This is a genomic window from Microbulbifer maximicatervae (SeqCode), assembly GCF_052468155.1.
The window spans coordinates 3,713,730-3,728,561 of sequence record NZ_CP174335.1 but is presented as its reverse complement, the minus strand read 5'-3'; the positions used below and the strand labels follow the sequence as shown (position 1 = coordinate 3,728,561).

Below are 14,832 nucleotides of genomic sequence, written 5' to 3'. Positions count from 1 at the left end.
TTTTTCAGCGATTGGACGGAGTTTTAACCCCATGACGGCTATGGAACTGATCGACGAACTACAAGGGCTTGGGGTTGAACTTTGGACCGAGTCTGAACAATTGCGTTTCCGCGCAGCCAAAGGCCTGCTGACCGAGCAGCACAAGCAAAGGTTACGGGAGCATAAGTTACAAATTATTGAAATATTAAACGCTGCTCAATCAGGCGCTGGCAATGACTCTGGTTTGGGGGTGGTGGTCGAGGCCGACACAGAAAATCGGCATGAGCCTTTCCCTTTAACCGATGTACAGACTGCCTATTTGTTGGGGCGGCAAAATGCATTTGGCTATGGTGGCGTTGCCTGTCACGGCTACCTGGAGCTGGAATATCCCGGATTAAACCCAAAAGGTTTGCAGGAAGCCTGGAACCAGCTGATTGAGCGTCACCCTATGTTGAGGGCGGTTATTGAGCAGGAGGGATATCAGCGGGTCCTCCAGGAAGTGCCGCACTACCAGATGATCAGTCAGGACCTCACCGGCATGGATGAGGAAGCCTTGGAACTCGCCCTTAAATCGGTGAGAGATGAACTGGACCACCGTGTGTACACCATTGGTGAGTGGCCGATGTTCGAGCTGCGCCATACCCGCACGGATAAAGGACATATCGTACATTTCTCTATGGATGCACTGATCGCAGATTGGGCCAGTGCGGGCATACTGTTCAGCGAGCTTGATACTCTGCTAGCGAATCCCAGTGCCTCCCTACCTGCACTGGAAATTGATTTTCGCGATTACCTACTGGCCGAACGGAGTCTACTGGACAGCCAAGGCTACCAAAACGATCGCCGCTATTGGTTGGACCGCCTCGATCAACTGCCGGCAGCACCTGAGCTACCGGTATTGCCGCCAGCCTCAGAAGCGGAATCTGTGCGCTTTAATCGCCATCACTACCGCTTGGATATTACCCATTGGCAGAAACTGAAGCAGCGAGCCGGTGCTGCTGGACTGACCGCATCAGTTGCCGTACTGGCTGCCTACGCCGGGGTATTGCAGCGTTGGAGTCGTCAGCCACGCTTCAGCCTGAGTCTTACATTATTAAATCGATTGCCCTTACACCCTCAGGTCAACCAGTTGATCGGGGACTTTACTTCGGTCAGTGTACTGGCGATTGATGATTCCACAGGAAAGTCCTTTCGCGATTGGGCGGCCAGTATCGGCGAGCAGCTGTTCAATGATATTGATCACCGCTTGTTCTCCGGCGTGGAATTACTGCGGGAGCTATCCCGTGCACGAGGACCGGAGGCCGCATTGATGCCGGTGGTATTTACCAGTGCTATTGGCCTGGGAGATACAGAAAAACCTGCCAGCGGTAGAGAGTCTGGCAGAGGAATTACCCAGACACCGCAAGTCACCTTGGACTGCCAAGTGAGAGATGACGCCGATGGTCTGGAAATCAACTGGGATGTGCGCCAGGGCGTTTTTCCATCGGGCCTGGTGGAAGATATGTTCGCGGCATTTACCGGCTTGTTGAATGAGCTTTCCACGAGTGGCGATGGGCAATGGCTGAGTACATCTCCAGTTTCTTTACCCGAGTGGCAGCAACAGGAGAGGCATCAGGTTAATCAAACCGATGGGCCAGTTCCTTCAGAATTATTGCATCAGGGCGTATTTGCCCAGGCAGCGGCGACACCGGAAGCTACCGCCATTATTGATAGCAATGGCAGTGTCAGTTATGGCGACTTGGCAAAAAAAGCGGCGGGCATCGCCAAAGCCCTGGCCAAAGAAGGTTTCCAGCTGGGTGGCCGTGTCGCTATTGCAATGCCGAAAGGGCGAGAGCAAATAGCGGCGACTCTTGGTGTGCTCCTGGCCGGTGGTATCTATTTGCCACTGGATGCGGCACAACCGGAAATACGGCTCAATAAATTATTGCTCAGTGCAGAGGCGGAACAGGTCCTGACTCTCAGTGACCTCGCCAGCCAAGTTCAGTGGCCATCAGAAGTGCAGGTGATCAGTGTCGATACCCTGGCTCCTGAAACTGAAATTCCGCTGGCCAGCAACGGCGACCCGGAGCAGCTCGCTTACGTTATCTATACGTCCGGTTCTACCGGCGATCCCAAAGGGGTGATGATTAATCATCGGGCCGCTTTGAATACGGTGCTGGATATTAATCGCCGTTTCGAGGTGGGCTCGAGCGATCGTATCTTGGGTTTGGCTCAACTCAGTTTTGATTTGTCGGTCTACGATATTTTCGGCCCCTTGGCAGTGGGTGCGACTTTGGTATTGACCGATCCGGCCCGTGGCGCAGACCCTTCGCACTGGGCGGAAGTCATGGATGAGCACCGGGTGACATTGTGGAACTCTGTTCCAGCGCAGTTACAAATGCTGGCTACCTATTTGGATACAGAACCTCGTCCATTGTCTGAGTGGCGATTGGCAATGCTGTCGGGAGACTGGATTCCGGTTACTTTACCGGAACATATCAGGCGCCATGTGCCAGCACTCGGCCTGATCGGTATGGGTGGGGCTACTGAAGCTGCGATTTGGTCCAATTACCACCGTATTGATCGGGTCGACTCTGCTTGGACCAGTATTCCCTATGGCGTGCCGCTGACGAACCAGGGCTTCAGGGTATTGGATAGCCAATTGCGCGATGCCCCTGTTTGGGTAGCGGGTGAGCTGATGATTACTGGCCTCGGATTGGCCGATGGTTATCTCGGTGATGCGGCGCTCTCTGAACAGAAGTTCTTTTCTCATCCGGTGGATGGCCAGCGCCTTTACCGCACTGGTGACTTGGGCCGCTATTTACCCGGTGGTGAACTCGAATTCTTGGGCCGTGAAGACGGACAGGTAAAAATTCGCGGACACCGTATTGAGCTGGGAGAAGTGGAGTCTGCATTGCTGGCCCACCCCGCAGTGTCAACAGCGGCGACGGTGATTGAAAAGAAAGAGGGAGACTCGCGAGGGGATTTAAATCTGTTGGGTTTTGTGGAAAGCCGTCGCTTAGATGATGCAGAACCGGCGACTATTGATCCCGAGCTGGTAAATTCAGTGCGTCAGTTTGCGCACTATCAGGCTGGTGAGCCAGAAGCTGTCAGTGTCGGCGATTATGTGCAGGCACTTGAAAATGCATCCCTGTTATCGATGCTTCACGGTCTGGTGGAATTAGGGGCGTTTACAAATTGTGAGCAGGGATATAGTGCAGAAGAAGTTCTCTTCCTAGCTAAAGTACATGAAAAGCATCACTGGTTAGTGCGTCGTTGGTTGGACCTTCTCGTTAACGCAAAGCTGCTCAGTTTCAGCAGCTCAAGTGGACAATATACGCTTGCTCAACAAATCGATGCTTCCATTGTTGATGCCGCCTGGAAGCGAGTTGAGCAGGGGATTGAATACGGATTTTGTAATCGGGAGTTCCTGCAATATCACCGGGATCATGTCGAATTATTACCGCAGTTATTAGCGAATCAACAAAATCCGTTTGAATTGTTGTTCCCCCAAGGTGACCAGCAGGTGGCTTTGTCCCTCTATCGGGATGATCTTATCGCTCGCTATAACAATGCCGCCGTTGCCGCATTGATTAACCGCATTGCCGCCCAGAGCGATAGAGGGTTAAGGGTTCTTGAGCTGGGTGCGGGCACAGGGGCTACCAGCGCTTCTGTTATTCCTATGTTGGATGGATATGACGTCGATTATCTATTCACTGACATGACCGCATTTTTCCTGACTGAGGCTCGCCGCCAATTTAAAGAGTGGCCTTGGGTACGCTTTGGATTAATGGATCTCAATACCGACTATCGCGCCCAGGGTTTGGCTCCTAATAGCGCAGATGTCATTTTATGTGCAGGTATGCTCAACAGCACCCGAGATCCAGAGGCGGCCATTGCCAGTGTTGTGGAGTTACTGGCACCCGGAGGCTGGTTAATCCTGACTGAGCCAACGGTGGATCACGCCCATATCTTACTTACCCAGGGCTTTATGATGGACCCGGCGGGTGATGATCGCGCTTGTGGTGCGACCAAGTTCCTTTCTATCGGGAAATGGCAGTCGCTGTTGAAAGCCAATGGCGCCGGACAGATTCTTTCCCTGCCTGAAGATGACCATCCTTTGTCTGCCTTCGGCATGAATCTACTGGCCGCGCAGATGAAAACTGACAGACAGGATTTGAGTGCCAGGACACTGCGGGACTTTTTAGCGAATCGGTTGCCCGCACATATGGTGCCCGCACATTTGCAAGTTCTCGACCAGCTACCGCTCACCGCCAATGGCAAGATCGATCGCAAAAAGCTGGCTGGTTGGCGCCCAGTGACGGGTGATACGCAAGAGGCTGGGAACTCAGAGCAAATGGACCCACTGGAAACCGCTCTGTGCAAACTCTGGGCGAATGCGTTGAGTCTCGATAATGTCGGACGCCAGGATAGCTTTTTTGATCTCGGTGGTGATTCGCTGATTATGGCGCGGGTTGCAGGGCGATTGCTGGAAGAAATTCCGGAAGCGAAACCTTTCACTTACGACGCCTTGTTGCGCCACATGCTCAATGGACCAACGGTTGCGGCATTGGCCAGAGCACTGAGAGTTGAGCCGGGTGCCGTTGCAGATGAGCAGGCAGACACGGATAGCGACAACCTGGTGGCAACTACCCGCGAGGGCAGCAACTCCTTGATGGTTCCTTTCAGTCATATAGGCGAGGGTAAAGGGGCATCCAAAGAAGGGGCGCCGGTACGGATTATGTTCCATGCAGCCCTGGGTACCCTGGATTATTTCCAGCACTTGGGCAAAGCGCTTGCGGCTCAAGATCTGGGTCCAGTATTTGGGATTGCGGTAGCGAATACGGAAGAGTATTTGTCGATCGATGCAAAAGAATTAATCGAGCGCACCGCCGACGATTACGCCCAGCGAATAATTGACGAGGGCTACCAGCGCTGCCAGTTAATTGGTTACTGCCTGGGTGGTCTGCTGGCGACGGAAGTTTCGCGGAGATTGCTGGAGTGCGGGGTCGATGTGATTGACCTGAGCCTGATCGACAGTATCCCAATGTTTGTCGATACCGATGAAGAGCTGGCTTTCGAAGCGATTTTTGCCCCCAACCTAAATCTCGACCCAGTAAAAGCGGTATTTGGTGAGCATATCGAGAGCGAAGATATTTCCCGCGCGATCGAGACCTTAATGCAGAAACACAACGGTCGTGTTCCCGCCGGTGCAATGGCAGAACTCGACGGTGATGCCGGGCTTAAAGCGGTAGCGGAAGCCGTGCGACAACGCTCTCAACTCACCCAGGGGCAGCGCCTGGCCGGTTATACCGAGATGGCCTCTGCCCAGGCGGGTGTGCCGGTTGAAGCTGCGATGATACCGGGGCTTTTCCGGGTGTGCCGACACAGTATGCGCGCTGCCTGTTTTGATCTGCCTCCCTATATTGGCGATATGACCTACTTGCGCTGCCAGGAAGAGCAATCCTTCGGTGTCACCGCCGGCGTAGGCCATATGGCTGCGCCTTATTGGCAGGATGTTTGTCTGGGTGATTTTGAATTAATCGATGTGCCGGGCAATCATTTCAGCGTGATGGAGCCGCCGCAGGTTGCCACTGTCGTTGAGCATTTGGCAAAACCCTTACAGCGCGGTAAAGCGGGCAAATAGATGGCTGAGCAAATTTTGCCAAAGACCAACTTGCGAAAGTCCAACCTGCGGGAACTGATGCGTCCATTTCGTGGCCTCGTGTGGCTGGGGGTGGCGCTCGGTGCCTGTGGTGCGCTCACTTCACTGATTCCTTTTATCGGTATTGTTGAGCTAGCTCGCCTGTTCCTGGCGTCCGATATCAGTGATATTGCAGAGGCGATTATTCCCGTTGTCTTCGCGATAGTTGCCGGGCTGGCGATGGGTTGGATCTGCACCGTGATCGGTTTGTGGTTAACCCATATTGCCGACCAGCGTATGCAGGCGGAACTGCGACGGGCCCTGGTGCGGAAATTGGGACAGGTGCCCCTTGGTTGGTACAGCGAACACACCTCCGGCGCGGTGCGCAAAGCGGTGCAAGACGACCTTGATGATCTTCACCATATGGTTGCGCACCACCAGGTGGAGTTGGCCGCTGCGTTTGTACTGCCACTGGCGGGCCTGGGTTACTTAACCTGGCTCGACTGGCGCTTGGCCCTGTTGGCGATATTCATCCTGCCAGTTTATCTGGTGTCCTACGCCTGGATGATGCGTGGTTTCGGGGAAAAAATTCAGCAGCTGGATAAGGACTTTGGTCGGGTCAGTGCTGCGATTGTCGAATTTGTTCACGGCATTGCGGTGGTTAAGGTTTTCTCGCAAACCGGCCGCGCTCACAGAAATTACCAACAGGCCGTCGAGGATTTCAGCCGCCGTTACACGGGCTGGGTGACACCGCTTGTCCGTTTGGAGGCCGTCACCTCCCTGGCTCTGTCGGTGCCAGTCATTATGTTGGTGAGTCTGGCCGGAGGCGCTTGGCTGGTGGTGAATACAGGCATTCAGCCGATTGATGTTCTCGCAACCACACTGATCGCGGTAATGATTCCTCAGACCATCCTGACTTTGAGCCAGGGATTAACCGCCCAACAAAAAGCCAAAGCAGCCGCAGCCAGGATTGACCAACTATTGGAGGTTGCGCCCTTGGCTGTGACTTCTGAACCCAAAGAGCCCAAAGATACAGGGCTGCTCTTTAAACAGGTCAGTTTTGCCTATACCCGGGATCGGCAGGTATTAAGCGATATTACTTTGCGTTGCCGCCCCGGTTCGATCACAGCTTTGGTGGGGAGTTCCGGTGCCGGTAAATCCACCCTGGCCAAGCTGGTGCCCCGTTTTTATGACGTGGCCCAAGGTGCTGTGCTTCTGGGAGACGTCGATGTTCGTGATATTGCTCCAGACAATTTATATCGACATGTGGGTTTTGTACTTCAGGAGACCCAGCTGTTGGCTGGCACTGTGGCAGACAACCTGCGCCTTGGGCGCCCGGATGCCAGTGACCAGGAGTTGGAGGATGCAGCGCGAAGTGCCTGCATTCATGAACACATTTTAAGTTTCCCCCAAGGTTACCAGGCGGTTATTGGCAAGGATGCCTTTTTTTCTGGTGGAGAAGCGCAGCGCTTAAGTATCGCGCGCACGCTTTTAGCAGATGCCCCTGTGTTGATTTTGGATGAAGCCACAGCCCATGCCGATCCGGAGTCCGAAGCGCAAATTCAGCAGGCATTGTCCTGCCTGGTGCGCAATCGCACGGTACTGGTGATTGCCCATAAGCTGCACACCATCACCGGCGTTGACCAGATTGCGGTCCTGGACGGCGGCCGCTTGGTTGAATGCGGAAGTCACCGACAACTGTTGGCTGAGAGCAAGCACTACGCGGAACTATGGCGTTTGTACAACAGTGCTGAACAAAACGAAGAAGCAATGAATGGTGGGGCTCAGGTTATTAGCGGGGTCTCATCATGATTCGTAGTTTGCTTGCCATTCTCGGACCCGCGCATCGCCGTGAAGTTGGCACTTATACAGTATGGCTTCTCGCCTATGGCGTGTTGCAGGGAATCGCGGTGACGCTTCTGGTACCTCTGCTCAGCGCACTGTTGGCCTCTGAGATGGAGGCGGTTGGGTATTGGTTGCTTTCCCTGTTATCGGTAGTTGTGATTGCTTGTATTGCCCGTTACCAGCAAGCCGTAAAAGGGGCTGCACTGGCCATCCTGGTATTGAAAACCCTGCACAATCGCTTGGGTGAACACCTCTCTCAACTTCCCCTCGGTTGGTTCAGTGCAGAAAAAGTCGGTCGTTTGTCCCGCAGCGCAACCGGGGGCACCTTGATGGTGACTAACGTTTTTGCCCACCTGTTGCCCCCTGTTGTCAGCGGTGTTGTCACTCCGCTTACCGTGGGGGTGGCAATGTTGTGGTTTGACTGGCGACTGGGGCTGACCGCTTTGTTGTTTGTGCCCTTGATTTATGTCGGCCATCGTTGGTCCTCCCAGTGGATCGGCGCCATGGAAACGGAAGTGGATGCTGCTGGTGCTCGCGCCAGCAACCGGGTAGTGGAGTTTGCGCGCAACCAGGCGGTAATGAGGGCATTTGGTAAAAACGTCAGTGGTTATCTCCCACTGGAAGAGGCGATTGCCGGGCAAAGCAGAGCGGCGGGTTCCATGTTGCAGCAGACCTTCCCCCGTTTGTTTGCCGGTGGATTTATGGTGCAACTCGCCTTTGCCGCAGTGATTGCCGTGGGTGTTTGGCTCACGCTCAATCAACAACTTCCCCCTATTGAATTGGTGGCTTTGCTAGCTTTAGCGGCCCGATTTACCGGTCCTCTGGCGGAACTCGCCGGGCGCAGTGGTCTGCTGCGCATGGCCGGTAATGATTTGCACAGACTGGCCGCTATCTTTTTTGAGCAGTCGCTACCTGAGCCATCCAGATCTCAGCCTTTTACCGAGCAGGGTGGGTTGGTTGAATTTTCAAATGTGAATTTTAGCTACGAGTCGGGGCAACCGGTATTGAAGGATCTTTCCTTTAGGGTTTCTCCGGGTACCACTACAGCGATAGTCGGTGCATCAGGCTCGGGTAAAACCACCATCACCCGTTTGTTATTGCGTTTTTTTGATACCGACCAGGGCTAGGTAAAAGTGGGCGGGGTGGATGTGCGGCAACTGCGCACAGAAGACCTGATGCGGCAGATCTCTATCGTTATGCAGGATGTGTATCTGTTCAGCGACACCCTGGAAGCGAATATTCGCTTGAGCTGTCCCGAAGCCAGTCAGGAAGAACTGGAACGTGTGGCGAAACTGGCTGGCGTGGATGAGATTATCGAGCGTTTGCCCCAGGGATGGCAGACGCAGGTAGGTGAGGGGGGCGCTGCACTTTCTGGTGGCGAACGCCAGCGGGTTTCTATCGCCCGTGCCCTATTAAAAGCCACACCGATCGTTGTGCTGGATGAAGCGACAGCGGCGCTGGACCCGCGCAATGAAAAATACCTGAACAGCTCCCTGAGGCAGTTACAACAGGTTTCCACTCTTATTGTGATCGCCCATCAATTGTCCACCGTGATGAATGCAGACCAAATTATCGTACTTGATGCAGGTACTGTGGCCGAGATTGGAAATCACCGGGAATTGTTATCCCTGCAAGGCCTTTACGCACATTTTTGGCACCAGCGCAGCCGTGCAACTGGCTGGCAACTGGTTGAGACCGATACGGAGGTGAGCTTGTGACAATTGCGATTTTAGGTGGCTACGGCGATGTGGGCGCAGCCGTTACCGGTTATTTACATTCCCTGGACGTGGGCCCTTTGCGTATCGGTGGTCGCAATGCACATAAACAGCCGCTATCCAGTAATTCAGTTATTTCCTATCAGACGGTGGACTACCTGGATACAGCCTCTCTGGATCAGTTTGTATCCGGTTGTAAGGTTCTGATTAATTGCGCAGGACCTTCACATTTAATTGGCGACAGGGTTGCCAAGGCTGCGGCACAGGCGGGGGCAGCCTATATCGATGTTGCTGGCGATGAAGCTCTCTATAAGCAACTCGATTCATCCTATTACCAGAGCAGTGGATTGATCGCAGTCTTATCTGCTGGATTACAGCCGGGGCTCAGTAGCCTGCTACCACGCTGGCTGGCAGAGCAGGAGTTTTCGCAGGTAGAGAGCCTGACCAGTTATTTCGGTCTGTGCGATCGGTTTACCGATGTCGCTGCCGATGATTATTTGCAAGGCGCCAATGAACAGCACAGCAAGCCCTTGGCGGCCTGGCGTAATAGTCGCCGTTTGAACGGTGTACTGAAACGCCGCTCCGATGTGGAGCTGCCGTTTTTCCCAGACACAGCCACGGTTCTCCCCTATTTAAACAGTGAAAGCGAGCGTTTGGCCCGGGACTTATCCCTCTCTGAAGGCGATTGGTATAACGCGATTACCGGCTCTCATATCTTGTCGGCCTTTAATAGCTCCCATGGTTTGAGCCGCGACGAAGCGCGGGCAGCGCTGTGTCGGGCCAGTGCGCTGGATCTGGCGGGGCGCCATCCTTATGTGGTCATGCTTTTGCAGCTTACCGGTAGATACAACGGGCAAGAGCGCACTCGCACGGCCGCGTTGCGGAGCACCGGCAATGCCGATCTAACAGCAGCGGTAGCCGCAGTTACCACTTTGGCTGTACTGCGCGATGAAATCCCAGCGGGTTGTCACTACTGCGCCGAAGTATTGCCGCCGGCATCAGCGATGGAGCGCATGTCGGAGATTGGGGCATTCAGTTTTTTAACCACCCTGGAAACAAGTATTGAAAATATGGAGTGCCTTGAGGAGGGAGCCATTTGAAAAACCTGACACTTCCACCTTCCAATACTGCCCATGAGGCTGGGCTGGCAGCTCTACCCGCTGAAATGACGGTAGACAGTGGTTTGGCGCAACTACCTGCTGCAATGCAAAGGCTGGAATTCATCAGCCTACGGGCGATTATGGAATTGCTTTCTTCCAGCGGCGCGTTGACCGCCGAAAATGCCGGGCGCAGCAGTGACGAAATTATTAATACACTGGGTGCCGCCTGCCGACACCACTGGTTGGTTCGCCGTTGGCTGGTGGCCTTGGTTGAGCGAGAGTTTTTGAAGCTCAGTAAAGGCTACTACTCCTGGGAGCAAATTCCCGAGAGTGCAGCTGGGGCAGATAAATTACCGGAGGCCTACGATGCGTTGGGGTTTCCCCCCGAAATGGCTCTGTCTCACCAAAAGCTCCTCACGCATTTGGCGGAACTGGTGCGGGATCAGGTCTCCATTAATCAACTGCTGTTCGAGAATGGAGAAATACTAACCGCATTGGCCGCCTATCAGAACAACTGGTTTACGACTTATCTCAATTATGCGGTGGCAAGCATTGTAAAACAGGCTGTTAAACCCGGTCCTATGTTAAGAGTGCTCGAATTAGGCGGTGGAGCGGGTCTAACTACTGCTGCAATTTTAGATACTCTGGCTGGCAGGCCGATTAATTATCGCTTTACGGATATATCACCTCTATTCACCACTGCTGCCCAGAAGAAATTCCGCAATCACATCGGTTTGCGTTGCAGCCTGCTCGATATCAATGCGGATTTCACCGCGCAGTCAATCCCTGCAGCCAGCACCGACATTGTTGTGGCTGGCAATGTTTTGCACAACGCCGCTCATATTGGCCAAACCTTACAGCGTATTCGTCGTTCTCTGGTCACCGGTGGCTGGCTGTTGTTTAGCGAATCCACTCGGGAAAACCATGCCATGTTAACGGCAATGCAGTTTCTTCTTTCTCCCGCAAAATCGGAGCCTCTTCTGGGGAGCGAAGACCGGAGAGGGGGAACCGACCAGGTGTTTATCGACAGCACAGCATGGCAGGAAGAACTGGTTAAGGCCGGCTTTGAGGTTAAGTGCTTCTTACCTGCATCGACATCGCCATTATCGGTCGCGGGTCAAACTCTATTTTTTGCGATAGCTGTTTAAGGAGCTGTAATGAAAAATGAAGTAATAACAGCGGAAATCTTAAGTGGATTAGAGCAGTTGGGAGAAGCGCCTGCATTATCCCTTGATGGTCATGAGTGGAGTGGTAACCAGGTACTGGCCTGGACAAAATTCGTGGCAGAAAACCTGAGTGAGCAGCTGGATATCTTGCAAGGTAAAGCACTGCTATTACCTGCCAATAGTTGCGAAGAAGCAGTTCGACTGCTTTTGCACCTGGTGGCGCTAAGGTTGGGGACCGGCTTTGAAACTGAAGCCCCGACTAATGCAGAGGTTGAGCTCCTTCAAGTACAAACCCCAGATTTATTGAAAATTGATCTAGAAGAACTTTCCCTTTTGATAACACACAAGGGGATGATAGAGGCTGATACCGCTGAAGCAAATATCACACTGTATAAATCCCAACAAGAGTCGCTAAGGACTCTTCAGGGCAGGGTAGGGGTATTTTCCCCTCTCAATAAATTTTCTCGATTTGCCATTTTTGCGGCATGGAGCTGTGGGCTTGCTGTCTATTTGCAGCCGCCTGAAATCAATCCCGCAAAAGCACTGGTTGTTTTGGAGCGCTGGGGGTTTAGCGGAGTAATACTGCCGGAAACTTTATTAAAGGGATTGGTCGCACATCCCGCAATTGCCCTGACAAACCTGAAAAATCTGCAATGCCTGTTATATGAAACCGAAGTTTTGTTGCCACAGCCCCTGTTGCAGGATGCTCGTCGCTTATTAAGCAGTGATATAGCCGGTTGGATCTCTTCCAAGGTGGGTATAGAACCTGTTGCAAAGGCGGAGCAGGCGTTTACTCAAAAGCTTGAGGCCATTACTGAGAGCGTTGCGAAACATCCCGCTGTCGCCAACTCTGTCACTGTGCCCCTTACCGGGGGTGACCGCTGGGCTGTGTTTGCACAAGCTAAGATACAGGAGAAGATGCAGGACAAGCCTGCTGCGCTCGATATAGCTGGGTTATTTGAAGGAATTAATACCGAGCTGGATACAGAATTTGCCCATATTGACTTGGAACATGCGGTAAAGGTTACCGAACAGCTTAACGCTACCGCTTTGCTATCCATGCTGAATGCCTTTAGTCACCTGGGACTGTTTTGTGATCAGCACTCAGCACACAGTTTGGCAGAGATACTCGAAACCCCACCGGTTGCCCAACAGCACCAAGCCTTGGTTAAACGTTGGGTCAGGGTTTTGCAAGAGCAACAGTTACTTAGTGCTGACGGTGACAGCTGGCGTGTCGAGGTTGATCCAGATAACTACAGTGATACCGCTCTTGCCCAGGCCTGGGATCAACTGGAACAGGATTGGCGAGCACTCTCTGGAGCTAGCAAAACGATCGATTACGCCCGCGCTAATGCGGAGCAATTACCAGATTTGATTCGAGGCAAAGTCCAGGCTGTGCACCTGTTGTTTCCCCGTGGCAGCACTGAGTTGGCGAGTGCGCTTTACCGGGAGGGTATCGCTGCCAGGTACCAACAGCGTGCAGTCAGTGATTTATTGAAGTCCATTTTAAATAACTGGGAAGGGCAGCCACAGCCCCTGAAAATTTTAGAGGTTGGTGCAGGCACTGGTGCGACAACCCAGGCCCTCTTGCCCGTTTTGGACGGTGCCAGTGGCCATATTCAGTTTGATTACCAGTTCACGGATATCTCTGCGGCTTTTCTCGACAGCTTTTTCGCACAACATGGTGATCAGGAGCAACGCCCCTGGTTGCGCCGTGGTTTGTTTGATATTGATCGTTCGTTGCGCAGCCAGGGATTTTCTCCCAATAGCTTCGACGTAATTATTGCCGGTGGTGTTTTTAATGCCGCTCATAACACAGATGCCTCACTGCGAAGAGTGGCTGAGTTATTGCGCCCGGGAGGTTGGTTCATTATGACGGAGCCAACCAGTGAGGAGTTCTGGGTAATGGCTTCACAGGCATTTATGTTGGTTGATGCCGTCGACGAACGTACGGATTCCGGTGCAACATTTCTGTCACTTTCCCAGTGGCACAATGCCCTGGAGGCTGCCGGCTTACAGCTGGCTATGGATTTGCCTGTCTCTGAACACCCCTTATCCAGACAGGGGCATCGCTTCTTTGCCTGTACAGCCAAACAGAATCAAATGCGACTGACGGCAGATTGCCTGGCCGAATATATCGATCATTTTGATTCAGAAATTTTTATCGAGGTTTTGGACCAGTTGCCTCTGACGCTTGAGGGACAGGTAGACCATGCCCAGTTGCAGGAATGGGCTCAGTCCATGGGCAGTCATCAGGGAGATTCGTCCTATGGGAAATGATAAGCGCAAGCGAGTTGTTGTTGCAGGGACAGGCTTTGGGCGTATTTATCTCGAAGCCCTGACTTCCTCCAGATTACCTGGTCGGGATTATTTTGAATTGGCCGGTTTACTGGCTCGGGGTAGTGACTATTCCAGAAATTGTGCTGAGCAATATGGGGTGCCGCTTTATACCGAGGCAGAGCAAATCCCCGATGATGTCGACATAGTTTGTGTTGTTGTTCGCTCTGGGGCAACGGGAGGCGAGGGTTCTGAATTGGCCCAATCGCTACTTAAGCGGGGTATTCATGTATTGCAGGAGCACCCGGTCCACACCAAGGAAATTACTGCAAACCTGCTGGCTGCAAAAAATGGAAATGCAGCCTATGCCGTTAATACGCTATATCCGAATTTGCGTCCCACCAGGCAATTTTTGGCGGCGGCCGAATATTTACGTCGGCACCAGCGCCTGGAAATGATCGATGCTATCTGCAACAGCCAAATGGCCTATCCGCTGCTGGATGTAATTGGCCGCGCGGTAGGCGGCCTTCGCCCCTGGTCTTTTAGCGAGCCGGTGCAAGCGGAAGGGCACCCTTTTCAAAGTTTATCGGCCACTCTTGGCGGGGTGCCTTTGACTTTGCGCATACAAAATCAGGTGCACCCACAAGACCCGGACAATCACTCCCTGTTACTGCATCGACTTGCCATAGGTAGTGAGGGGGGTGTTCTAACTTTGGCCGATACCCACGGCCCCGTGCTGTGGAATCCAAGGCTGCATTCACCACGGGATCAAACAGGCAGGCTGATACTTAGCGGTGAGGGTACCGAGCGATTGGCGGTTCCCAGCATGGTAACCCTGGGTGATACGGACATGCGCAGTTACCACGATATTTTTGCCCTCACTTGGCCTGAGGCCGTTAGCCAGGCTCTGCATACCCTTTGCGCCGATATCGCGCAACCCGAAAGACGCAAGCAGAGCGGCCAGTGGGCTTTGAGTGTGTCGATGGCATGGAGTGATTTAACTGCGCGTATCGGTATGCCGGCATTAATCCAGCCCGGGGAACCGGAGCCAGTATCAGTGCAGGCGCTTACCGATATTGTTAGCCAGGCTTGCGACTAAAAGAATACGCAAATAGCACAAAAAGTGA

General features: G+C 53.2%; 6 protein-coding genes and 1 pseudogene. All 7 read left to right on the top strand.

What is annotated here, in order from left to right; all coding sequences use genetic code 11:
* Positions 1-31: 31 nt before the first annotated feature.
* The 7 genes and pseudogenes from ACJJIY_RS15885 to ACJJIY_RS15855 all read left to right on the top strand — a co-directional run bounded on the left by ACJJIY_RS15885 (position 32) and on the right by ACJJIY_RS15855 (position 14,804).
* The gene (locus tag ACJJIY_RS15885; RefSeq protein WP_445358319.1) at positions 32-5,605 is read left to right on the top strand and encodes a non-ribosomal peptide synthetase; all 5,574 of its coding nucleotides are present in this window, start codon (positions 32-34) and stop codon (positions 5,603-5,605) included.
* Complete coding sequence (locus tag ACJJIY_RS15880) at positions 5,606-7,414, top strand: ABC transporter ATP-binding protein (protein WP_445358318.1); 1,809 nt, start codon at positions 5,606-5,608, stop codon at positions 7,412-7,414.
* Positions 7,411-9,165, top strand: a pseudogene (locus tag ACJJIY_RS15875) (ABC transporter ATP-binding protein). Before ACJJIY_RS15880 ends, ACJJIY_RS15875 begins: the two are co-directional and overlap by 4 nt.
* Positions 9,162-10,262, top strand: a complete 1,101-nt coding sequence (locus ACJJIY_RS15870) for a saccharopine dehydrogenase NADP-binding domain-containing protein (protein WP_445358317.1) — start codon at positions 9,162-9,164, stop codon at positions 10,260-10,262. The pseudogene ACJJIY_RS15875 and the gene ACJJIY_RS15870 overlap by 4 nt, the downstream one beginning before the upstream one ends.
* On the top strand, positions 10,259-11,410 hold the full coding sequence (locus tag ACJJIY_RS15865; protein ID WP_445358316.1) for a class I SAM-dependent methyltransferase: 1,152 nt from the start codon (positions 10,259-10,261) through the stop codon (positions 11,408-11,410). Before ACJJIY_RS15870 ends, ACJJIY_RS15865 begins: the two co-directional genes overlap by 4 nt.
* 9 nt (positions 11,411-11,419) lie before the next feature.
* Positions 11,420-13,708 carry a class I SAM-dependent methyltransferase gene (locus tag ACJJIY_RS15860; RefSeq protein WP_445358315.1) on the top strand — a complete coding sequence of 763 codons (2,289 nt, stop codon included), beginning with the start codon at positions 11,420-11,422 and terminating at the stop codon, positions 13,706-13,708.
* Positions 13,698-14,804 carry a Gfo/Idh/MocA family oxidoreductase gene (locus ACJJIY_RS15855; protein ID WP_445358314.1) on the top strand — a complete coding sequence of 369 codons (1,107 nt, stop codon included), beginning with the start codon at positions 13,698-13,700 and terminating at the stop codon, positions 14,802-14,804. Before ACJJIY_RS15860 ends, ACJJIY_RS15855 begins: the two co-directional genes overlap by 11 nt.
* Positions 14,805-14,832: the final 28 nt, after the last annotated feature.